Genomic DNA, 21,480 nt, shown 5'->3' with positions numbered 1-21,480 from the left:
TGACCGCGTGCCAGCCCTGCCCTCGCTCGCTGACCTCGGGATCGCTCCGGCCACCACGCCGCCGGAGAAGATCCGCAACTTCTGCATCATCGCCCACATCGACCACGGCAAGTCCACGCTCGCCGACCGGATGCTCCAGATCACCGGCATCGTCGACGCGCGCGCCATGCGGGCCCAGTACCTGGACCGGATGGACATCGAGCGCGAGCGCGGGATCACGATCAAGTCGCAGGCGGTGCGGATGCCCTGGGCCCCCACGGGGTCGAGCACCACGCACGCCCTCAACATGATCGACACGCCGGGCCACGTGGACTTCACCTACGAGGTCTCCCGCTCGCTGGCCGCCTGCGAGGGCGCGGTGCTGCTGGTCGACGCCGCCCAGGGCATCGAGGCGCAGACGCTGGCGAACCTGTACCTGGCGATGGAGAACGACCTCGCGATCGTCCCGGTGCTCAACAAGATCGACCTGCCGGCGGCGCAGCCGGAGAAGTACGCCGAGGAGCTCGCCAAGCTCGTCGGGTGCGAGCCCGAGGAGGTCATGCGCGTCTCGGGCAAGACCGGCGTCGGCGTCCCGGAGCTGCTCGACCGCATCGTCGAGCAGGTGCCGGCCCCGGTCGGCGACCCCGACGCCCCGGCCCGCGCGATGATCTTCGACTCGGTCTACGACACCTACCGCGGCGTGGTGACCTACGTGCGCGTGGTCGACGGGACGCTGCACCCGCGCGAGAAGATCACGATGATGTCGACCCGGAGCACGCACGAGCTGCTGGAGATCGGCGTCAGCTCGCCCGAGCCGGTGCCCAGCCAGGGCCTGGGCGTGGGCGAGGTCGGGTACCTCATCACGGGTGTGAAGGACGTCCGCCAGTCCCGCGTGGGCGACACCGTGACCAACGCGGCCAAGCCCGCCGCCGAGCCGGTCGGCACCTACGAGGACCCCAAGCCGATGGTGTTCTCGGGCCTGTTCCCCATCGACGGCTCGGACTACCCGCTGCTGCGCGACGCCCTGGACCGCCTCAAGCTCAACGACGCGGCGCTGAACTACGAGCCGGAGACCTCCGTCGCCCTCGGGTTCGGCTTCCGCTGCGGCTTCCTGGGCCTGCTGCACCTGGAGATCACCCGCGACCGGCTCGAGCGGGAGTTCGACCTCGACCTCATCGCCACCGCGCCCTCGGTGGTCTACGAGGTGACGCTGGACGACGGCCGCGAGGTCACCGTCACCAACCCCAGCGAGTACCCCTCGGGCAAGGTCGCCGAGGTGCGCGAGCCGATGGTGCGCGCGACCGTCCTCACGCCGGCCGAGTTCATCGGCACGGTGATGGAGCTGTGCCAGCAGCGGCGCGGTGAGCTCCTCGGCATGGACTACCTGTCCGAGGAGCGCGTGGAGATGCGCTACACCCTGCCGATGGCCGAGATCGTCTTCGACTTCTTCGACCACCTGAAGTCGCGCACCCGCGGGTACGCCTCCTTCGACTACGAGCGCGAGGGCGACCAGGCCGCCGACCTGGTCAAGGTCGACATCCTCCTGCAGGGCGAGCAGGTGGACGCCTTCTCCGCGATCGTCCACCGCGACAAGGCCTACGCCTACGGCGTGATGATGGCCGGCAAGCTCAAGGACCTCATCCCGCGCCAGCAGTTCGAGGTGCCGGTGCAGGCCGCGATCGGCGCCCGGGTGATCGCCCGCGAGACCGTGCGGGCGATCCGCAAGGACGTCCTGGCCAAGTGCTACGGCGGTGACATCACCCGCAAGCGCAAGCTGCTGGAGAAGCAGAAGGAGGGCAAGAAGCGGATGAAGATGGTCGGCCGGGTCGAGGTGCCCCAGGAGGCCTTCATCGCCGCGCTCTCCACCGACTCCGCGCCCAAGGGCGACGGCAAGAAGTGAGCCGCCGGGCCTCGCGGTGAGGTCGCGGTGAGGTCGCGGGCGCGGCTGCTCGTGGTGGCCGCCGCGGTCTGCTTCGCCACCACGGGCACCGCGCAGGCCCTCGGCGCTCCGGGGGTCTCCCCGGTGGCGGTCGGGGCCTCGCGCGTCGTCCTGGGCGGCGCGCTCCTGGCGCTGGTGGCCCTCGGCGGGCGGGGCGGACGCCGGCCCGGTCCGCGGTCCGGTGGCTCGCGGTCCGGTGGCCGGCGCGCCGACTGGCCCCTCGTGGCGGTGGCCGCGCTCGGGGTGGCGGCCTACCAGCCGGCCTTCTTCGCCGGGGTGCGCTCCACCGGCGTCGCCGTGGGCACCCTCGTGGCCCTCGGCTCGGCCCCCGTCGCCACGGGACTGGCGGACTGGGCGCTGACCGGACGCCGTCCGGGGCCGCGCTGGGCCGCGGCCACCGTCCTCGCCTGCGCGGGGGTGGGCCTGCTCGCCCTCGGCGGCGGCAGCGCGCAGGTGCGCCCGGCCGGCGTCCTCGCCGCGCTGGCCGCCGGCGCCTCCTACGCCGCCTACACCCTCGCCAGCAAGCGGCTCCTCGCCCGCGGGTGGGGCCCGGACGCCGTCATGGGCGCGGCGTTCGGCGCCGCCGCCCTCCTGCTGCTGCCGGTGCTGCTCGTGGCGGGCGCGGCGTGGCTGCTCACCCCGGCGGGGGCCGCGACGGCGGTGTTCCTGGCGCTGGTGCCGACGGCGCTGGCGTACCTGCTCTTCGCCCGCGGCCTGGCCGTCCTGCCCGCCGCCGAGGTGGCGACGCTGACCCTCGTCGAACCGGTCACCGCGGCGCTCCTGGGGGTGCTCGTGCTCTCCGAGGGCGCGACGGCGTCCTCGGCCGTCGGGGCCCTGGTGCTGCTGGCCGGGCTGGCCGTGCTCGCCGTCCCGCGCCTCCCGCTGTCAGAAGGACGGCGCGCCGGGGCACGCCCCCGTGCTGACACCTGAGCGCGCGGACGCCAGGATGTGTCGCGTGCCTCCTGAGCCCCGCGTGATCGCCGTCTGCCGCGTCCACCAGCTGCTGCCCGACTCCGGCACCGTCGGCACGACGGCGATCGACAAGCGGCCGGTCGAGGGGCCCGTGGGCGTGCGCCCGCTCGGCCTGTACGGCGACGTCCAGGCCGACCGCCAGGACCACGGCGGCCGCGACCAGGCGGTCTACGCCTACAGCGACGAGTCCGCGCGGTGGTGGGCCGAGCGGCTCGGCTACGAGGTGACCCCCGGTCTGTTCGGGGAGAACCTGCGCACCCAGGGCGTCGACGTCGACGGAGCGGTGATCGGCGAGCGCTGGGCGGTCGGGGAGCAGGTCGTCCTCGAGGTGACCATGCCCCGCACCCCGTGCGCCACCTTCGGGCGCCGCCTGGGCGAGGCGCGCTGGGTGCGGCGGTTCTCCGACGGCGGGCTGCCCGGCGCCTACCTGCGGGTGGTCACCGGCGGGGAGCTGCAGGCCGGGGACGCCGTGGAGGTGCTCTCGCGGCCGGCGCACGGCGTGAGCGTGGCGGGCTTCTTCGCCGACCCGGGCGCCGGCGCCGCCGCGCTGCTGTCCGCCCGCGACGCCGGCGCGGTCGACCTCGCGCCGGTCCTCGCCGGGCAGGCCGAGGGCGTGCTGGCCGCTCAGGCCGCCCGGGGCAGCACCGCGACCAGCACGCGCTGAGGCCCCGCGGCCCCGCCGAGGTAGCGCGCGCCGGTGTCGGCGAAGCCCGCTCGGGCGTAGGCGGTGAGGGCGGCGGGGTTCGCCTCGTTGACGGTGAGCACGAGCAGGCGCGCCGCGGGCACGAGGGCCGCGGCGAGCCCGCGAGCCGCACGGGCGGCGGCCGTCCCGTACCCGCGGCCCTGGTGCGCGGCGTCGACGTAGAAGGCCCGCAGCAGGACGGCGCTGGCCGGGTCGTCGAGCAGGTCGGCGAGGTACCCCCGTCGGTCCAGCACGCCGAAGCCCACCGGGACGCCGTCGGCGATCACCGCGAACGGCGTCCGGTCGGGGTCGGCGGCCGCCGCGGTGAACGTCTCGGCGGCGGGGACGGAGAACCGCTCCTGGTCCGGCAGCGGGCGCAGGGCCAGCACGGCGGCCAGCACCGCCGGGTCAGAGCCCGCGCTCAGCGGCAGCAGGTCGACCTGGGCGCTCACCCCGGCACGCTAGCCCGTCCGCCCCGAGCCCCTCCTTCCGCACTTCTGGCGCGAAGTGCGGTCCCGTGGCCTCCTGGATCCGCACTCCTGCGGGGAAGTGCGGTCGGGAGGGGCCGCGGAGGCGCACTCCTGGCGGGAGGTGCGGGAGGCAGGGCGTCCGGAGGTGGTCCCCGGCGGGCGGACAATGGGGACGTGCCACCCTCCGCCCTGCCCCTGGCCGACCCCGCTCCGCTCGACGGCCTGCTGCCCGCCTCGGCCGCGGAGGGCGCGGCCCAGCGCGACCTCGGCGTCTACCTGCACGTGCCGTTCTGCCGGGTGCGCTGCGGCTACTGCGACTTCAACACCTACACCGCCACCGAGCTCGGACCGGCCGAGCTGCCCGGCGCCTCCCAGGCCGGCTACGCCGTCGCCGCGGCGGGCGAGGTCGCCTGGGCGGCGCAGGTCCTGGCCGCCTCGGGGCTGCCCGCGCGGCCGGCGTCCACGGTCTTCGTCGGCGGGGGCACCCCCACGCTGCTGCCCGCCGGCGACCTCGCGCTGATGCTGGACGCCGTCCGCGAGCACCTGGGCCTCGTGCCGGGCGCCGAGGTCACCACCGAGGCCAACCCCGACTCGGTGACCCCGCAGAGCCTGCAGGCCCTCGCCGCGGCCGGGTTCACCCGCGTCTCCTTCGGCATGCAGTCAGCGGTGCCGCACGTGCTCGCCGTCCTCGAGCGCACCCACGACCCGCTGCGGGTGCCGCAGGCGGTCGCCTGGGCCCGCGAGGCCGGCCTCGACGTCAGCCTCGACCTCATCTACGGCACGCCGGGGGAGTCCCTCGCCGACTGGCGGGCGAGCGTGGAGGCGGCGCTGGCCTGCGAGCCCGACCACGTCTCGGCCTACGCCCTCGTCGTCGAGGAGGGCACCGCGATGGCCGGGCGCGTGCGCCGCGGCCTGCTGCCCGAGCCCGACGAGGACGACCTGGCCGACAAGTACGAGGTGGCCGACGACCTGCTGACCGCCGGCGGCCTGGGCTGGTACGAGGTGAGCAACTGGGCGCGCACGCCCGCGCACGCCTGCCAGCACAACCTCGCCTACTGGCGCGGGCAGGACTGGTGGGGCGCGGGCCCCGGCGCGCACAGCCACGTCGGCGGGGTGCGCTGGTGGAACGCCAAGCACCCGGCCGCCTACGCCCAGCGCCTGGCCGCCGGCACGAGCCCCGCGGTGGGCCGCGAGACCCTCGCCCGGGCCGACCGCGACGTCGAGGGCGTGCTGCTCGGCCTGCGCCTGGCCGAGGGCCTGCCGCTGGACGCCGTCCCGCCGGCCGGGCGGGCCGCGCTCCCGGCGCTCGTCGCTGCCGGCCTGGTGGAGGGCGGCGGGAACGACGCAGCCGCCCGGCTCGGGTCGGCACGCGTGGTGCTGACCCGGCGCGGGCGGCTGCTCGCGGACGCCGTCGTCCGGGTGCTGCTGGGCTGGGACGAGGCTCCGGCCGCGCTGGAGCCCGCCCTGGCGGCTACTTCACCAGCCGCCAGTTGATCGGGTAGCGGTAGTCGACGCCCTGGTTGGCCTTGACCGCCGCGATGATCGTGAAGATCAGCGCGACGACGCCCACGACGATCGCCAGCGGCACGACGACGATGAGGCCGATGCCGAGGGTGACCACCGACAGCAGGACGCCGGCCAGGTAGACGATCGTCAGGAGGATCTGGAAGTTCAGCGCCTCCGCGGCCTGGCGGCGCACGAAGATCCCGCGCTCCCTGAGGACGAGGTAGATCACCAGGGGCCCGACCGCGCCGAGGTAGATCACGCCGGCCGTCATCGACGAGAGCACGAGGGCGCCGACGATCGCGCTCAGGTGGGCGAGCATCCCCCACATCCGCTGGTCGGCGGGGCTCATCTCCCCCTGCGCGCCGACCGTGCCGTACGTCGGGGGCTGGCCGCCGTAGGGGGGCTGGCCGTAGGGGGGCTGGCCGTACGGGGGCTGGCCGGGGGGTGGCTGCTGCCCGCCGGGCGGCGGCTGCTGCCCGTAGGCCGGCGGCTGCTGCCCGTACGGGGGGTGGTTCCCCGGGCTCTGCTCGGACACGACTCCTCCTCAGGTGGCGCGGGGGCGCTCCCGCGGCCCGACCAGTCTCCCGGCTCGCGACGCCGGGGTCCAGCGCCTCACCGGTCCAGCGGGTCCTCGGTGACGAAGTCGATGAGCTGCTCCACCCGCCCGGACAGGTCCGGCTCGAGGTCGGCGATGGTGTCGACGCTGGCGAGGATCCGCTTCCAGCCGCGCGCGACGTCGGCGGTGGTGGCGTGCGGCCAGCCGAGGGCCTGCAGGACGCCCTCCTTCCACGGCCGCCCGCGGGGGACCACCGGCCACGCCGCCAGGCCCAGGCGCCGCGGCCGCACGGCCTGCCAGACGTCGACGTAGGGGTGGCCGACGACGAGGACGTGCGGGGCGGCGCCGGGCACCGCGCGCAGGGCGTCGGCGACCAGCCGGGCCTCCTTGGTGCCGGTGATGAGGTGGTCGACGAGGACGCCGACCCGCCGGCCGGGGCCCGGGGAGAAGTCCGCGACGGCCGCGGCCAGGTGGTCCACGCCCTCCAGCCCCTCCACGACGACGCCCTCGACGCGCAGGTCGTCGCCCCAGACCTTCTCCACGAGCTCGGCGTCGTGCTTGCCCTCGACCCAGATCCGCGACCCGCGCGCGACCCGCGCCCTCGTCCCGGCCACGGCCACCGAGCCGCTCGCGGTGCGCCCGGGAGCCACCGGGCCGCGCGCCGCGGGAGGCGCCACCGGTGGCGCGGTCAGCCGCACCGGGGCGCCGTCGAGGAGGAACCCCGGGCCCAGCGGGAAGCTGCGGGTGCGTCCGCGGCGGTCCTCGAGCACCACCACGTGCACGCCGCCCACCTTCTCCACCCGCACCACGGCGCCGACCCAGCCGGTCTCGACGTCCTCGACGACGAGCCCGCGCTCGGCGGGTGCGTCGGTGGTGCGGGGGCGGGTGCGGTGGTGCGCGGGAGGGGCGCTGCGCACGGCGTCACCGCCCCAGCCGCCGTAGAGGGGTCGGGCCGGGGGGTTGCGCGGCGCAGCAGGCACCGTCCGACGCTACCCGCGCCGCGGCCGACCCGGCGTAGGATTGGCACTCCGCGAACGCGAGTGCCAACCACTGACGACCGCCACGACGGGAGGCCGGATGACCGACGACCGCCGACTGGCCGTGCTGCGCGCGATCGTGGAGGACTACGTCGCCACCCGCGAGCCCGTGGGCTCGAAGGCGCTCGTGGACCGCCACGCCCTCGGCGTGTCGCCGGCCACCATCCGCAACGACATGGCGGCCCTGGAGGACGAGGGGCTGATCGCCCAGCCGCACACCAGCGCGGGGCGGGTGCCCACCGACAAGGGCTACCGGGTCTTCGTCGACCGGCTCTCCGGCGTCAAGCCGCTGTCCCCGGCCGAGCGGCGGGCGATCGAGCGGCTGCTCGGCGAGGCCGCCGACCTCGACGACGTGCTCGACCGCACGGTGCGCCTGCTCGCCCAGCTCACCCACCAGGTCGCCGTCGTGCAGTACCCCTCGCTCTCGCGCTCGTCGGTGCGGCACGTCGAGCTCGTCGAGCTGGCCCCGCGCCGCCTCCTGCTCGTGCTCATCACCGACACCGGCCGGGTCGAGCAGCGGATGGTCGACGTCGGGGCCGAGACCGCCCCCGACCTCGTTCCCGAGCTGCGCGGGCGGCTCAACGCCGCCACGGCCGGACGCCGTCCCGAGGAGGCCGCCGGGGCGCTCGCGGCGCTGCCGGAGGCGTTCCGCCCCGAGGACGCCGGGGCGGTCACCGCCGTGGTGGCCGCGCTGCGCTCCAGCCTGGAGAGCACCCGCGAGGAGCGCATGGTCCTGGCCGGCACCGCGAACCTCGCGCGCGCCGGCAGCGGCTTCTCGACCTCCCTCGGCCCGGTGCTCGAGGCGATCGAGGAGCAGGTGGTGCTGCTGCGCCTGCTCTCGGAGATGGCCGACGACCCGGCCAGCGGGGTCTCGGTGCGGATCGGCCGCGAGATCACGCACTCCGGCCTGGCCGAGGCCTCGGTCGTCAGCAGCGGCTACGGCCCCGGTGGCGAGGTCGTCGCCCGCCTGGGCATCCTCGGTCCGACGAGGATGGACTACCCGACCACCATCTCCGCGGTGCGCGCCGTGGCGCGCTACCTGACCAAGGTGCTGGCCCAGTGAGGCACCTCACCCCGACCTCCGATCGGAGCGACTCACGCCCGTGAGCGACCACTACGCGGCGCTCGGCGTCTCCCGCGACGCCAGCACCGACGACATCAAGAAGGCCTACCGCAAGCTGGCCCGCCAGCTGCACCCGGACGTCAACCCCGGGGAGGGCGAGCGCTTCAAGGAGGTCTCGGCCGCCTACGAGGTGCTGAGCAACCCCGACAAGCGACGGGCCTACGACCTCGGCGGCTCCGGCGGCTCCGGGGGCATGGGCGGCGGCTTCGGCCAGGGGTTCGGCGGCTTCGGCGACATCTTCGACACGATCTTCGGCGGAGGCGGCGCCCGCGGGCCGGTCTCGCGCACCCAGCCCGGCTCCGACGCGCTGATCCGCCTCGAGGTCGACCTGCGCGAGGCCGTCTTCGGCGGCGAGCGCGAGATCACCATCGACACGGCCGTGGTCTGCCCGGTCTGCGACGGCAGCTGCGCCCAGCCCGGCACCCACCCGCAGACCTGCGACGTGTGCGGCGGCCGCGGCCAGGTGCAGCGCACCGCCCGCACCCTGCTGGGCCAGGTGGCCACGAGCTCCCCGTGCCCGGCCTGCCACGGCTACGGGACCGTGCTGCCCTCCCCGTGCACCGAGTGCTCCGGCGAGGGCCGGGTGCGCCAGCGCCGCAGCCTGACCATCAAGATCCCGGCGGGCGTGGACACCGGCACCCGGATCCAGCTGGCCTCCCAGGGCGAGGTCGGCCCCGGCGGCGGCCCCGCCGGCGACCTCTACGTCGAGGTCGTCCAGCGCCCGCACGAGCTGTTCACCCGCCGCGGCGACGACCTGCACTGCACCCTGGCCGTCCCGATGACCGCCGCCGCGCTGGGCACCGTGCTCGTCCTCGACACCCTCGACGGCGAGCGCGACGTCGAGGTGGCGGCCGGCACGCAGCCGGCGGAGGTCATCACGATGCGCGGCCTCGGCGTGACGCACCTGCGCTCCGGCGGCCGCGGCGACCTCCACATCCACGTCGACGTGCAGGTGCCGACCAAGCTCGACGACGAGCAGGAGCGGCTGCTCCGCGAGCTCGCCGTCGCGCGCGGCGAGGAGCGCCCGGACGGCCGTCTGGCCTCCAGCTCCGGCGGGGTGTTCTCCCGGCTCAAGCGGGGCTTCGCCGGCCGCTGAGGCAGCGGCCGGCGCCGGCCGGCACGGGCCGCTGCCTCAGTCGATCCAGAACTGCTCGGTGTCGACGAAGGGCCGCGGCCCCAGGCCGGACTCCCCGTCGGACTCGTCGGGGGCCCAGACGCTGACCGTGTAGGGGCCGCCGCTGGGCAGGTCGGCCAGGCCGACCGAGAACTCCCCGAAGGCGCCGTTCGCCCCGGCGGTCGTGGAGCCCTCGCCGAAGGACGCACCGCCGGGGCCGGTGACCTCCCACAGCAGGGTGCCCTCGAACGCCGTCCCGACGCCGGTGATGCCGACCACCCCGAGCACGAGGTGGGTGCCCTGCTGGGGCTCGACGACCCACACCGGGGCCTGGACGTCGGCCGCGGCGGCCCGCTGCACCGGCCCCTCCAGGCGCACGGCGCCCCAGGCGTCGGCCGGGGCGCCGTCGACGGTGACCGTCACCGGGCCCGAGGTCTGCGCGGCGGCCGTCGCCGTGTGCACGAGCTGCTGCACGGCCAGCGCCGCCAGCTCGGACCCGACGCCGGTGCCGGCGAGGGCGTCGGCCGAGAGGTCCACCGCGAGCGCGTCGCCGTCGCGGGTCACCGAGACCCGCGAGGCCGGCGTCCACGGGGTCGTGTGGTCGGGGTCCAGGGGGGCGTCGCGGGTCATCGCCGCGACCGCCGAGGCCGCTCGGGCCGCAGCGGGGTCGTCGCCGCCGACGTCCTGGACGTCGCGGAACTCCCGGTACAGCCACGGGCGGGTGCTCCCGGCCGGGGTGCCCACCCAGTAGACGGGCACCCCGGTCAGGACGCCGTCGGGCGCCGGCGTCGTGGCCGTCCCCCCGGCGGGGCCCGTCGTCGGGTCGCTGCTGGCCGAGGCGCCGGAGCCGCTCCCGGGAGCAGCGGCGCCGGAGCCCTGGCCGCCGGAGCCCTGGTCGCCGGAGCCCTGGCCGCAGGCGGCCAGCAGCGGCAGGAGCAGCGCCACCGCCAGCGCCCCGCCGGCCCGGGCCCGTCGCCGCGTCGTCCTCGTCATGGCCGCTCCTCCGCTCGTCACGTGCTGGCCCCGAGTCTCCCGCCGCGCCCGGTCGCCGTCACCGCGCCGCGCCGCCCTCGTGCCGCCCTCGTGCCGCCCTCGTGCCGCCCCCGCGCCGCCCTCGTGCCCACCGCGCGTCGTCCGGGCGCGCGCCACTAGCCTGCGGGCGTGGCCAGCGACCCCGAGTGCCTGTTCTGCCGGATCGCCTCCGGAGCGCTGCCGGCCGACGTGGTGGCGCGCACCGAGCGGGTCGTCGCGTTCCGCGACCTCGACCCGCAGGCGCCGGTGCACGTCCTCGTCGTCCCGGTCGAGCACCACCGCGACGTGGTGGCCCTGGCGGGCGACCCCGAGCTGCTCGCCGAGGTCGTGCGCACCGCGGGAGCCGTCGCGGCGGCCGAGTGCGGCGGGCAGCACCGCCTCGTCTGGAACACCGGGGAGCAGGCCGGCCAGTCCGTCTTCCACGTGCACGCGCACGTGCTGGGCGGGCGCCCGATGGGCTGGCCGCCGGGGTAGTCCCCGGTACGATGGGCCGCGAGCGGCTCCGGTCCCGGGGCCCGGACCGCAGGAGCCAGGGCCCAGCCCGTCCCATGGCCGACCAGCCAGCACAACCCGCAACCGTCCCGCCGACGGTGCAGCACAAGATCGTCGTCCCGGCCGCGGTGCCGATGGTGGCCCTCCTGGGCACCCAGGACGAGCTCCTGCGCGCCGTCGAGCGGTCCTTCCCCCGCGCCGACCTCCACGTGCGCGGCAACGAGGTGACGATCACCGCCGAGCCCGCCGACACGGCCCTCGTCGAGCGGCTCTTCGACGAGCTGCTCGCCGTGGTCTCCACCGGCCAGTCGCTCAGCCCCGACGCCGTGGAGCGCTCGATCGGGATGCTGCGCCAGCAGACCACCGAGCGCCCCGCCGACGTGCTGACGATGAACATCCTCTCCGGCCGCGGGCGCGCCATCCGGCCCAAGACGGTGGGGCAGAAGCGCTACGTCGAGGCGATCGACACCCACACCGTCGTCTTCGGCATCGGCCCCGCCGGCACCGGCAAGACCTACCTGGCGATGGCCAAGGCGGTCCAGGCCCTGCAGGCCAAGCAGGTCAACCGGATCATCCTCACCCGCCCCGCGGTCGAGGCCGGCGAGCGGCTGGGCTTCCTGCCCGGCAGCCTCACCGACAAGATCGACCCCTTCCTGCGGCCGCTCTACGACGCCCTGCACGACATGGTCGACCCCGACTCCATCCCGCGGCTCATGGCCTCGGGCACGATCGAGGTGGCCCCGCTGGCGTACATGCGCGGGCGCACGCTCAACGACTCCTTCATCATCCTCGACGAGGCGCAGAACACCTCCGCCGAGCAGATGAAGATGTTCCTCACCCGCCTGGGCTTCGGCTCGAAGATGGTCGTCACCGGCGACGTCACGCAGGTCGACCTGCCGAGCGGCACGACGTCGGGGCTCCGCGTGGTCCAGGAGATCCTCGACGGGCTCGAGGACGTCCACTTCTCCCGCCTGGCCGCCGCCGACGTGGTGCGCCACCGGCTGGTCAGCGACATCGTCGAGGCCTACGGCCGCTGGGACGCCGGCCACGCCGCACCCGCTCGCCGGCGATGAGCGTCGAGGTCGTCAACGAGTCCGGTGCCGCGGTCGACGAGCGCGAGATCGCCGAGCTCGGCCGCTGGGTGATGGACGCCATGCACGTGCACCCGCAGGCCGAGCTGTCGGTGCTGCTCGTCGACGTCGAGGCCATGACGCGCCTGCACGTGCAGTGGATGGACGAGCCGGGCCCGACCGACGTCATGAGCTTCCCGATGGACGAGCTGCGCCCGGGCACCGAGACCCAGACCAGCCCGCCCGGCCTGCTCGGCGACGTCGTCCTGTGCCCGGAGGTCGCCGCCCGCCAGGCCGCCGAGGCCGGGCACGCCGTGGAGGAGGAGGTGCTCCTGCTCACGACGCACGGGATCCTGCACCTGCTCGGCTACGACCACGCCGAGCCGGACGAGGAGCGGGAGATGTTCTCCCTGCAGCGCCAGCTGCTCCTGACCTTCCTCGCGCGCGCCTCATGACCGGCGCACCGACCTCCGTCGCCGTCTGGCTGCTCGTCGGCGCCGGGGTGCTCGTGGTCCTGGGCGCCACCCTCGCCGCGGCCGAGGCCGCCGTGGGCCGGATGACCCGCGCCGAGGCCGCCCGCCTGGTCGCCGACGGCCGCCGCGGCGCCGAGGCGGTCCAGCAGCTGGTCGCCGACCCGGCCCCGGCGCTGAGCGCCTCCACCCTGGCCCGGGTCACCTTCGAGGCCGCCGCGACGGTCGCCGTCGCCGTGGCCGCCATCTCCCTGACCGACCGGTGGTGGGCCGGTGCGCTCGTCGCCGCAGCGGTGATGGCCGGGACCTCCTTCGTGCTCCTCGGGGTCAGCCCCCGCACGGTGGGGCGCCAGCACGCCGAGGCCGTCGCCCTGCGCACCGCGCCCCGGGTGCGGGTGCTCACCCGGCTCGTCGGGCCGCTGGCGCGGGTGCTCGTCACCGTCGCCAACGCGGTCACCCCCGGCCGCGGCTTCCGCGACGGCCCGTTCTCCAGCGAGGGCGAGCTGCGCGAGCTGGTGGACCGGGCGAGCGAGTCCTCGATCATCGAGGCCGGCGAGCGCGAGATGATCCACTCCGTCTTCGAGCTCGGCGACACGCTCGTCCGCGAGGTGATGTCGCCGCGCACCGACATGGTCACCCTGCCCGCCGACGCGACGCTGCCGCAGGCGATGGGCGCGTTCCTGTCCTCCGGGCACTCGCGGGTGCCGGTCGTGGGGGAGTCGGTCGACGACGTCGTCGGCGTCCTGTTCTTCAAGGACGTCGCCCGCGCGCTGCACGACCGCCGGGCCGGCTCCGCCCGCGCCCGCGACCTCGTGCGCCCGGCCGCCTACGTGCCGGAGAGCAAGCGGATCGACGCCCTGCTGCGGGACATGCAGCACGACTCCCAGCACCTGGCGGTCGTCGTCGACGAGTACGGCGGCGTGGCCGGCCTGGTCACGCTCGAGGACCTCCTCGAGGAGATCGTCGGCGACATCGCCGACGAGTACGACCGCGAGCCGCCGGAGGTCGTGCCGCTGGGCGACGAGGTCTACCGGGTCACCTCGCGCCTGCACGTCGACGACCTCGGCGCGCTGTTCGGCCTCACGGTCGAGGACGACGAGGTGGACTCCGTCGGCGGGCTGCTCGCCAAGGCCCTGGGCACCGTCCCGGACGCCGGCTCCGAGGCCGACGTCGCCGGGCTGCACCTGCTCGCCGACGCCGTCGAGGGCAACCGGATCACCACCGTCGTGGTGCGCCGCTCCGACCCCGAGCACTCCGGGGCGCACCGGTACGAGCCCGAGGACGACGCCGACGCGTCGGCCTCCGTCGAGCGGAGCCGATCGTGACCAGCCAGCCGCCCACCCAGCCGCCCCCGGACCACCGGTCGGGCTTCGCCTGCATGGTCGGGCGCCCCAACGCCGGCAAGTCGACCCTGACGAACGCGCTCGTGGGCCAGAAGGTGGCGATCACCTCCTCGCGGCCGCAGACCACCCGGCACACCGTGCGCGGCATCGTCCACCGCCCCGACGCCCAGCTCGTGCTCGTCGACACCCCGGGCCTGCACCGCCCGCGCACCCTGCTCGGGCAGCGGCTCAACGACCTCGTGCTCTCCACGCTGTCCGAGGTCGACGTCATCGCGTTCTGCCTGCCCGCCGACGAGCGCGCCGGGCCGGGCGACCGCTACATCGCCGCGCAGCTGGCGAAGGTGCCGCGCACCCCGGTGGTCGCGGTGGTGACCAAGGCAGACACGGTCGACCGCGGCCGGCTCGCCGAGCGCCTCCTGGAGGTCACCGCGCTGGGCGGCGACGGCTCCGACGGCGGGCGGCCCTGGGCCGACGTCGTGCCCGTCTCGGCGGTCGACGGCTACCAGGTCGAGGTCGTGGCCGACGTGCTGGCCGGGCACCTGCCGGCGGGGCCGCCGCTGTACCCCGCGGGGGAGCTCACCGACGAGCCCGAGGCCGTGATGGTCGCCGAGCTCGTGCGCGAGGCCGCGCTGGAGGGCGTGCGCGACGAGCTGCCGCACAGCCTGGCCGTGGTGGTCGAGGAGATGGCTCCGCGCGAGGGCCGCGAGGACGGCTTCCTCGACGTCTCCGTGCTCCTCTACGTCGAGCGCGACAGCCAGAAGGGCATCATCATCGGCCGCGGCGGCGCCCGGCTGCGCGAGGTCGGCACCGCGGCCCGCCAGAGCATCGAGGCCCTGCTGGGCACCCGCATCCACCTCGACCTGCGGGTCAAGGTGGCCAAGGACTGGCAGCGCGACCCGCGCCAGCTCGCCCGCCTGGGGTTCTGAGCCCGGACGGGGGCAGGACCCGGCGGGGTCAGGCCGGGGCGGGCTCGGGGCCCACGGCCAGCACCGCGCCGACGAGGGCCGCCGCCTCGGCGGCCGGCAGCGGCCGGGCGAAGCGGAAGCCCTGCCCCGAGGGGCAGCGCAGCGCCCTCAGCGCCGCGACCTGGGCGGCGGTCTCCACGCCCTCGGCGACGACCCCGAGGCCCAGCGCCTGGCCGAGCTCGACGATCGCCGCCGCGACGGCGCGGCCCTGCGCGTCGCGCGCGACGTCGTCCACGAACGCCTTGTCGATCTTGAGGACGTCGACCGGGAAGCGGCGCAGGGCGCTCAGCGAGGAGTAGCCCGTGCCGAAGTCGTCCAGCGCCAGGCGCACGCCCAGGGCCTTGAGGCCGGTGAGCGCGGCGGCGCTCCCGCTGCTCTCCTGGGCGAAGACGCTCTCGGTGATCTCCAGCGTCAGCAGGTGCGGCGCCAGCCCGGAGCCGGCGAGGGCGGCGGCGACGTCCTCGGCGAGGCCGGGGTCCTGGAACTGGCGCACCGAGACGTTGACGCTCATCCCCACGGGGACGCCCGCCCGCTGCCACGCCGCGGCCTGGCTCGCCGCCTCCTGCACGACCCAGCGCCCGATCGGCACGATGAGGCCGTTCTGCTCCGCGAGGGGGACGAACAGCGACGGCGGCACGGTCCCGCGCTCGGGGTGCTCCCAGCGCAGCAGCGCCTCGAAGCCCGTGACCGCGCCCGTGCCCAGGTCCACCACCGGCTGGTAGTGCAGGACGAGCTGGTCGGCGTCCAGGGCCTGGCGCAGGTCGGCGCGCAGGCGCTCGCCGTCGAGCTGGGCGGCGTGGTGGTGCGACTGGAAGACCTCGCACCGCCCCTTGCCGCTCGTCTTGGCCACGTACATGGCGATGTCGGCCGCCCGCAGGACGCCGATCCCGCTGGCGGCGCTGGTGGCGGCCGTGGCCAGGCCCATGCTCGCGCCCGCGCGCACCTGGCGGCCGGCGACGTGCACCGGGTCGCGCAGCGCCCGCTGGGCGCGCTCGGCAGCGCCCAGCGCGTGGTCCCCGCTGTCAGCACCGGTGACGAGGGCGGCGAACTCGTCCCCGGACAGGCGCGCCAGGAGGTCCTGCGGGCGCAGGCAGGCCCGCACCCGGGCGGTCACCTCGCGCAGCAGGGCGTCGCCGCCCTCGTGGCCGAGGCTGTCGTTGACGGTCTTGAGGTCGTCGAGGTCGAGGAAGAGCACCGCCAGCGGCTCCCCGGCGCTGCGGTGGTGGGCCTCCGCCTCGTGCAGGCGCTCCATGAACAGCGCCCGGTTGGGCAGCCCGGTCAGCGGGTCGTAGTACGCCTGGGCGCGCAGCCGCTCCTCGAGCTCCACGCGGTCGCTGACGTCGCGGGTGGTCAGGACCACCCCGCCGACGGCCGGGTCGGCGAGCAGGTCGCTGGCCACCGTCTCGGTCCAGCGCCAGGAGCCGTCGCAGTGGTGCAGGCGCACCACCGTCGAGGCGGCCGCCGCGGGCGAGCCGTCGACCACGGCGGCGAGGTGGGCGGCGAAGGCGGGCGCGTCGTCCGGGTGCACGAGGTCCTGCACCCGGCTGCCGTGCAGCGCGGCGGGCTCGTGGCCGAGCACCCACGCCACCGAGGGCGTCTGCGAGGTGATCCGGCCGTCCGGGTCGACGACGGTGATGACGTCGGACGCGTTGCGCACGAGGGAGCGGAAGTGCTCGCCGTCCTCGAGCGCGTCGAGCAGGCTGTTGAAGGCCCGGGCGGTCTCGCCGAGCTCGTCGTCGGAGTCGACGGCGATCCGCCGCGAGGTGGAGCCGCGCCAGTCGTCGGTGCGGCTGGCCCGCCCGATCGTCGCGGCGACGTCGCGCAGCCGCTCGCTGAGCACCGCCAGGCGGCGGCCCACCACGGCGCGGCACAGGGCGTAGCTCATCGCGCCGACGAGGAAGCCGGCCACGAGGCAGGCCGCGCGGAAGGAGGGGCGGCTGGCGTACTGGGCCGGCACCCCGAGCCCGGTCGCGAAGGGCGGGAAGACCAGCCCGACCGACAGGCCCATCCCCACCATGTACACGGCCAGGTCCCAGAAGACGCGCCGCGTCAGCCGCAGGCCCCGCCGCACCGGGCGCGGGCGGCGCGGCCGGCGCGTCGGGGAGGCGGTGGGGGTCACCCCTGGTGGATCGGTTCCCCTCCCCGCCACCTTGACGTCGCCTACGGTGGCGGCAGGCGGGTTCCGCCGATCAGCCGAGGAGGCCGTCGTGGGTGGTCCGGTGCAGTCCCCGCACGGGCGGCTCGTCGGGGGCGAGGTGCACGTGCCCCTCCTCGACGGCGGCGCCCGGCGCCACGTCGACCTGGACCTCGCCGCCAGCACGCCCGCCTCGCCGGCCGTGGTCCGGGCGGTCCAGGAGTTCCTGCCCTGGTGCTCCAGCGTCCACCGCGGCGCCGGGGCCACCTCCCGCGCCTCCAGCGCCCGGTACGAGGACGCCCGCGCTGCGGTGCTGCGCTTCGTCGGCGCCGATCCCGCCACCCACGTCGCGCTGTTCGGCCGCAACACCACCGAGGCCCTCAACGTGCTCGCGATGCGCCTCGGCCTGGACCGCGAGGACGTGGTGCTGACCACCGCCGTCGAGCACCACGCCAACCTCCTGCCCTGGCGCCGCCACGCCCGGCTGCGCGTGGTCGAGGTCGACGCCCGCGGCACCTTCACCCCCGAGGACGTCGTGGCCGGGCTCGACGAGCACCCTAGGCCGAAGGTGCTCGCGCTGACCGGGGCGTCCAACGTCACCGGCTGGCTGCCGGACCTGGCCCCGATCGCCGCCGCCGCCCGCGCCCGCGGCGTCCTCGTGGTCGTCGACGGCGCCCAGCTCGCGCCCCACCGGCCGGTCGACCTCGCGGCGCTCGGCGTCGACGCCATCGCGCTGTCCGGGCACAAGATGCACGCGCCCTTCGGGGCCGGTGCCCTCGTCGCCCCGCGGCGGCTGTTCGCCACCGGCGAGCCGCTGCTCGTCGGCGGAGGAGCGGTGGCGGCGGTGTCCTTCGACGACGTCGTCTGGGCCGACGGCCCCGACCGCGAGGAGGCCGGCTCGCCCAACGTCGTCGGCGTGGTGGCCCTCGCCGCCGCGGCGGAGGAGCTGTCGGCGTCGTGGCCGGCCGTGCTGGCCCACGAGGACGCGCTCGTGGCCGCCCTGGACGCCGAGCTGGCCGCGGTGCCCGGCCTGCGGCGGTACGGGCCGGTCACGGGGGAGCGGCTGCCCGTGGCGGCCTTCGGCCTCCCGGGCGTCCCGCACGACCTCGTCGCCGCCCGGCTGGCCCACGAGCACGGCATCGGGGTGCGCAGCGGCTGCTTCTGCGCCCACCCGTACCTGGCCCGGCTGCTGGCGCTCGGCGAGGAGGAGGTCGCCCGGTTCCACCGCGACGCGGTCTCGGGCGACCGCAGCCGCCTGCCCGGCGCCGTGCGCGCCAGCGCCGGGCGGTCGACAACCCTGGAGGACGTCGCCCTGCTCGGCGAGGCGCTGCGGGCCATCGCGGCCACGCCGGCCGGCGGCGCGCGCTACGCCCGCGACGAGCACGGCGACCTCGTCCCGGCGCGGGGAGCCGACCCCGCCGGCCCCGCCGACCTGGTCGACCTGGTCGACCTGCAGCCGCTCCCCGCCGCCGCCCACCGCTGAGCGGCCCGGTCACAGCAGCAGCTTGAACCCCACGTGGCTGGGGGTGAACCCCAGGCGCTCGTAGAACCGGTGCGCGTCGGTGCGGCGCCCGTCGGTGGTCAGCTGCACCAGCGCGCACCCGCGGCGGCGAGCCTCGTCCACCGCCCAGGTGAGCAGCGCCGTCCCCGCGCCGCCGGAGCGGTGGGCCGCGGCCACGCGCACGGCCTCCACCTGCGCGCGCAGCGCGCCGCGGCGCGCCAGGCCCGGCAGGAAGCTGAGCTGGAGCGTGGCGACCACCTCGTGGCCGTCCCCCTCGCGCGGAGCGGCCACGACGAGCAGGTGCGCCGGGTCGGCGTCCACGGCCGCGAAGGCCCGCTCGTAGGGCTCGAGGCCGGCGGCGTCGGCGGCGTCGTCGCGGGTGGCGCCGAGCTGGTCGTCGGCCAGCAGCCGCACGAGGGCGGGGACGTCGTCGGCCGTGGCGCGGCGCACGACCAGGACGCCGCTGCGGACGGGGAGCTCGGCGAGGACGGTCACGGCGGCCAGCCTGCCGCAGCGCCCACCGCCGCACCCGACCACCGCGCCCACCACCGCGCCGCGCCGCGCGGTGGTCGGGGGGCACGGGGGTGCGCTACCGTCGCAGCGTGCGCGAGCTGCTGCTCCTCGGCTGCCGCGACGAGGTCCTGTAGCCCAGGTCGGCTCCCTCGTCGCGGAGTCCGCTGCTGCCGGCCGCTCAGCCGCTCTCCCCCCGAGGTCGTGACCATGCGCAACACCCAGCAGCCCTCCGCGATGCCGGCGCACCGCTACCGCCCCTACGCCGAGCAGTTCGCCGTCGACCTGCCCGACCGCACCTGGCCCGCGCGCCGGGTCGAGGCCGCCCCGCGCTGGTGCGCGGTCGACCTGCGCGACGGCAACCAGGCCCTGATCGACCCGATGAGCCCGGACCGCAAGATGCGGATGTTCGAGCTCCTCGTCGGCATGGGCTACAGGGAGATCGAGGTCGGCTTCCCCTCGGCGAGCCAGGCCGACTTCGACTTCGTGCGCCAGCTCGTCGAGGGCGACCGGATCCCCGACGACGTGACGATCCAGGTGCTCACCCAGGCCCGCGAGCACCTCATCGAGCGCACCTACGAGTCGCTGCGCGGTGCCCGCCAGGCGATCGTCCACCTCTACAACTCCACCTCGGTGCTGCAGCGCGAGGTCGTGTTCGGGCTCGACCCCGACGGCGTGGTGGACCTGGCCCTGAACGGCGCCCGGCTGTGCCGCAAGTTCGAGCAGCTCGTCCCGGGCACCGACGTCTACTACGAGTACAGCCCGGAGTCCTACACCGGCACCGAGCTGGAGTTCGCGGCCCGGATCTGCAACGAGGTCCTCGCCGTCTTCGAGCCGTCACCGGACCGCAAGGTGATCATCAACCTGCCGGCCACGGTCGAGATGGCCACCCCGAACGTCTACGCCGACTCCATCGAGTGGATGGGCCGCCACCTCGACTCGCGCTCCGACGTCCTGCTCTCGCTGCACCCCCACAACGACCGCGGCACGGCCGTGGCCGCCGCCGAGCTGGGCCTGATGGCCGGCGCCGACCGGGTCGAGGGCTGCCTGTTCGGCAACGGCGAGCGCACCGGCAACGTCGACCTCGTCACCCTGGGCCTGAACCTGCTGACCCAGGGCGTGGACCCCCAGGTGGACTTCTCCGACCTCGACGGCGTGCGCCGCACCGTGGAGTACTGCAACCAGATCGCGGTGCACGAGCGCTCGCCCTACGGCGGCGACCTCGTCTACACGGCGTTCTCCGGCTCCCACCAGGACGCCATCAAGAAGGGCTTCGACGCGCTCGAGGCCCGCGCGGCCGCGGCCGGCGTCCCGGTCGAGCAGGCCGAGTGGGCCGTGCCGTACCTGCCGATCGACCCCCGCGACGTCGGGCGCAGCTACGAGGCCGTCATCCGGGTCAACAGCCAGTCCGGCAAGGGCGGCGTGGCCTACCTCATGCGCACCGAGCACTCCCTGGACCTGCCGCGGCGCCTGCAGATCGAGTTCAGCCAGGTCGTCCAGCGGCGCACCGACGACCAGGGCGGGGAGGTCTCGGCCGCGCAGCTGTGGGAGGTCTTCGCCGACGAGTACCTGCCCTCGACCGACCCGGCGCGGGCGTGGGGGCGGTTCTCGCTGCGCGGCCTGCGCTCGGCCAGCCAGGTCGAGGGCGCCGACGCCCTCTCCGTCGACCTCGTCGCCGACGGCGCCGAGCGCACCCTGGAGGGGCTCGGCAACGGCCCGATCGCCGCTTTCGTCGCGGCGCTGTCGGAGGTCGGCGTGGCCGTGCGGGTCCTCGACTACGCCGAGCACGCGCTGGGCTCGGGCGGGGACGCCAACGCGGCGGCCTACGTCGAGTGCGAGGTGGGCGACCGCGTCCTGTGGGGCGTGGGGATCGACGCCAACATCGTCGTGGCCTCGCTCAAGGCGGTCGTCTCCGCTGTGAACCGCGCCTCACGCCTCACCCGTTAGGCCCATCAGGTCACCCGCAGCCCCGTCCGATGTCCCACAGTTGTCCCGGACGGGGCCGCGGGTGCCCCGACGAGGCCGATCGGGGGTGCGCGCGTGGGAGCAGGCGAGCTCGTCCCCGTCCCCGACTTCGGTCCCTTCGACCGCATCGCGCAGGTGCAGCACGACCGCTTCCTCGACGCCGAGCTGACCGAGGCCGTGCACCTCATGCGCGTCGGCGCCGCGTGGGTCGAGCGCGCGGGCGACCGCACCACGAGCCGCTACCTGCGCTACATCGGCGCCAGCGCCCTGCGCGACCTCGGTCTCCACGTCGAGGCGCTGGAGGTGGCCGCGGGCCTCGCCGACGAGCTCGACGCGGGGCTGGAGCCGCTGTGGCGGGCGAAGGCGCTGGCGCTCGCGGCGCAGTGCTGCCTGGGCCTGGGCCGCTCCGGCCCGGCGATGGAGCACCTGGCCGAGGCCGCGGAGCTGCTCGAGCGCCACCCGTCGCTGCGGCACAACCACGCCTCGGCCGCGATGGCGGTCGGCCTGGCGATGGAGTCCGCAGGCGCCTACGAGGTCGCGCTGACGACCCTGGAGCGAGCGCTGGACGGCTCGACCGTGCACGCCCTGCACGGCCTGCCCGAGGTCGCCCTGCTGCACCT

General features: G+C 75.9%; 19 protein-coding genes and 1 pseudogene. 14 read left to right on the top strand and 6 right to left on the bottom strand.

Translation table 11 applies throughout. The features are described from left to right. Positions 1 to 7: 7 nt before the first annotated feature. Genes lepA through AC5FZL_RS04440 form a run of 3 tightly spaced genes read left to right on the top strand, consistent with a single transcriptional unit; the run spans position 8 to position 3,554 of the window. Complete coding sequence (lepA, locus tag AC5FZL_RS04450; RefSeq protein ID WP_493617356.1) at positions 8 to 1,879, top strand: translation elongation factor 4; 1,872 nt, start codon at positions 8 to 10, stop codon at positions 1,877 to 1,879. A 27-nt stretch (positions 1,880 to 1,906) separates the two neighbouring features. After that, positions 1,907 to 2,848: a DMT family transporter gene (locus AC5FZL_RS04445; protein WP_493617355.1), complete on the top strand. Its 942-nt coding sequence runs from the start codon at positions 1,907 to 1,909 to the stop codon at positions 2,846 to 2,848. Positions 2,849 to 2,864: 16 nt separating this feature from the next. Then, positions 2,865 to 3,554, top strand: coding sequence for an MOSC domain-containing protein (locus AC5FZL_RS04440; protein ID WP_493617354.1), 690 nt, complete (start codon positions 2,865 to 2,867; stop codon positions 3,552 to 3,554). Here AC5FZL_RS04440 and AC5FZL_RS04435 read toward each other — a convergent pair. Beyond that, positions 3,515 to 4,024 carry a GNAT family N-acetyltransferase gene (locus AC5FZL_RS04435; protein WP_493617353.1) on the bottom strand — a complete coding sequence of 170 codons (510 nt, stop codon included), beginning with the start codon at positions 4,022 to 4,024 and terminating at the stop codon, positions 3,515 to 3,517. The two genes, AC5FZL_RS04440 and AC5FZL_RS04435, sit on opposite strands and share 40 nt — an antisense overlap. 192 nt (positions 4,025 to 4,216) lie before the next feature. Between AC5FZL_RS04435 and hemW the strand changes: the two genes are divergently transcribed. Beyond that, complete coding sequence (gene hemW, locus AC5FZL_RS04430) at positions 4,217 to 5,536, top strand: radical SAM family heme chaperone HemW (RefSeq protein WP_493617352.1); 1,320 nt, start codon at positions 4,217 to 4,219, stop codon at positions 5,534 to 5,536. Here hemW and AC5FZL_RS04425 read toward each other — a convergent pair. Together AC5FZL_RS04425 and AC5FZL_RS04420 are read right to left on the bottom strand one after the other, a co-directional pair. Continuing rightward, positions 5,514 to 6,083, bottom strand: coding sequence for a DUF4870 domain-containing protein (locus AC5FZL_RS04425; protein ID WP_493617351.1), 570 nt, complete (start codon positions 6,081 to 6,083; stop codon positions 5,514 to 5,516). The two genes, hemW and AC5FZL_RS04425, sit on opposite strands and share 23 nt — an antisense overlap. Positions 6,084 to 6,160: 77 nt before the next feature. After that, positions 6,161 to 7,084, bottom strand: a complete 924-nt coding sequence (locus AC5FZL_RS04420) for a DUF3097 domain-containing protein (RefSeq protein ID WP_493617350.1) — start codon at positions 7,082 to 7,084, stop codon at positions 6,161 to 6,163. A gap of 97 nt (positions 7,085 to 7,181) precedes the next feature. On the opposite strand from AC5FZL_RS04420, the gene hrcA reads away from it, so the two are divergent. Together hrcA and dnaJ are read left to right on the top strand one after the other, a co-directional pair. Next, the gene (gene hrcA / locus AC5FZL_RS04415) at positions 7,182 to 8,204 is read left to right on the top strand and encodes a heat-inducible transcriptional repressor HrcA (protein ID WP_493617349.1); all 1,023 of its coding nucleotides are present in this window, start codon (positions 7,182 to 7,184) and stop codon (positions 8,202 to 8,204) included. A gap of 40 nt (positions 8,205 to 8,244) precedes the next feature. Beyond that, entirely contained in the window at positions 8,245 to 9,360 is a 1,116-nt protein-coding gene (gene dnaJ, locus AC5FZL_RS04410) for a molecular chaperone DnaJ (protein ID WP_493617348.1), read from the top strand. Between the two features lie 36 nt (positions 9,361 to 9,396). Here the strand turns inward: dnaJ and AC5FZL_RS04405 are convergent, their stop codons facing one another. Continuing rightward, the gene (locus tag AC5FZL_RS04405) at positions 9,397 to 10,371 is read right to left on the bottom strand and encodes a Gmad2 immunoglobulin-like domain-containing protein (protein WP_493617347.1); all 975 of its coding nucleotides are present in this window, start codon (positions 10,369 to 10,371) and stop codon (positions 9,397 to 9,399) included. Positions 10,372 to 10,539: 168 nt separating this feature from the next. On the opposite strand from AC5FZL_RS04405, the gene AC5FZL_RS04400 reads away from it, so the two are divergent. The 5 genes from AC5FZL_RS04400 (at position 10,540) to era (ending at position 14,711) form a co-directional block, all read left to right on the top strand. Continuing rightward, positions 10,540 to 10,884, top strand: a complete 345-nt coding sequence (locus tag AC5FZL_RS04400; RefSeq protein WP_493617346.1) for an HIT domain-containing protein — start codon at positions 10,540 to 10,542, stop codon at positions 10,882 to 10,884. 74 nt (positions 10,885 to 10,958) lie between these two features. Beyond that, entirely contained in the window at positions 10,959 to 11,975 is a 1,017-nt protein-coding gene (locus tag AC5FZL_RS04395; protein ID WP_493617345.1) for a PhoH family protein, read from the top strand. Beyond that, a complete protein-coding gene (ybeY, locus tag AC5FZL_RS04390) occupies positions 11,972 to 12,427 on the top strand; it encodes an rRNA maturation RNase YbeY (protein ID WP_493617344.1) in 456 nt (151 codons plus the stop codon). The genes AC5FZL_RS04395 and ybeY overlap by 4 nt, the downstream gene beginning before the upstream one ends. Beyond that, positions 12,424 to 13,767: a hemolysin family protein gene (locus tag AC5FZL_RS04385; protein WP_493617343.1), complete on the top strand. Its 1,344-nt coding sequence runs from the start codon at positions 12,424 to 12,426 to the stop codon at positions 13,765 to 13,767. Before ybeY ends, AC5FZL_RS04385 begins: the two co-directional genes overlap by 4 nt. After that, on the top strand, positions 13,761 to 14,711 hold the full coding sequence (gene era / locus AC5FZL_RS04380) for a GTPase Era (protein ID WP_493617369.1): 951 nt from the start codon (positions 13,761 to 13,763) through the stop codon (positions 14,709 to 14,711). Before AC5FZL_RS04385 ends, era begins: the two co-directional genes overlap by 7 nt. 28 nt (positions 14,712 to 14,739) lie before the next feature. Here era and AC5FZL_RS04375 read toward each other — a convergent pair whose 3' ends face one another. Further along, the gene (locus AC5FZL_RS04375) at positions 14,740 to 16,869 is read right to left on the bottom strand and encodes a putative bifunctional diguanylate cyclase/phosphodiesterase (protein ID WP_493617342.1); all 2,130 of its coding nucleotides are present in this window, start codon (positions 16,867 to 16,869) and stop codon (positions 14,740 to 14,742) included. Between the two features lie 88 nt (positions 16,870 to 16,957). Between AC5FZL_RS04375 and AC5FZL_RS04370 the strand changes: the two genes are divergently transcribed. Further along, positions 16,958 to 18,367, top strand: a complete 1,410-nt coding sequence (locus tag AC5FZL_RS04370; protein ID WP_493617341.1) for an aminotransferase class V-fold PLP-dependent enzyme — start codon at positions 16,958 to 16,960, stop codon at positions 18,365 to 18,367. Positions 18,368 to 18,376: 9 nt separating this feature from the next. Here AC5FZL_RS04370 and AC5FZL_RS04365 read toward each other — a convergent pair whose 3' ends face one another. Further along, positions 18,377 to 18,841, bottom strand: coding sequence for a GNAT family N-acetyltransferase (locus AC5FZL_RS04365; protein WP_493617368.1), 465 nt, complete (start codon positions 18,839 to 18,841; stop codon positions 18,377 to 18,379). Between the two features lie 264 nt (positions 18,842 to 19,105). Between AC5FZL_RS04365 and leuA the strand changes: the two genes are divergently transcribed. Both leuA and AC5FZL_RS04355 read left to right on the top strand, forming a co-directional pair. Beyond that, on the top strand, positions 19,106 to 20,842 hold the full coding sequence (gene leuA, locus AC5FZL_RS04360) for a 2-isopropylmalate synthase (protein WP_493617340.1): 1,737 nt from the start codon (positions 19,106 to 19,108) through the stop codon (positions 20,840 to 20,842). 93 nt (positions 20,843 to 20,935) lie between these two features. Beyond that, positions 20,936 to 21,480: pseudogene (locus tag AC5FZL_RS04355) on the top strand (hypothetical protein); the annotation flags it as partial.

This window comes from Quadrisphaera sp. DVD1 (genome assembly GCF_058932755.1).
This window is presented reverse-complemented; position numbering and strand designations above follow the sequence as displayed.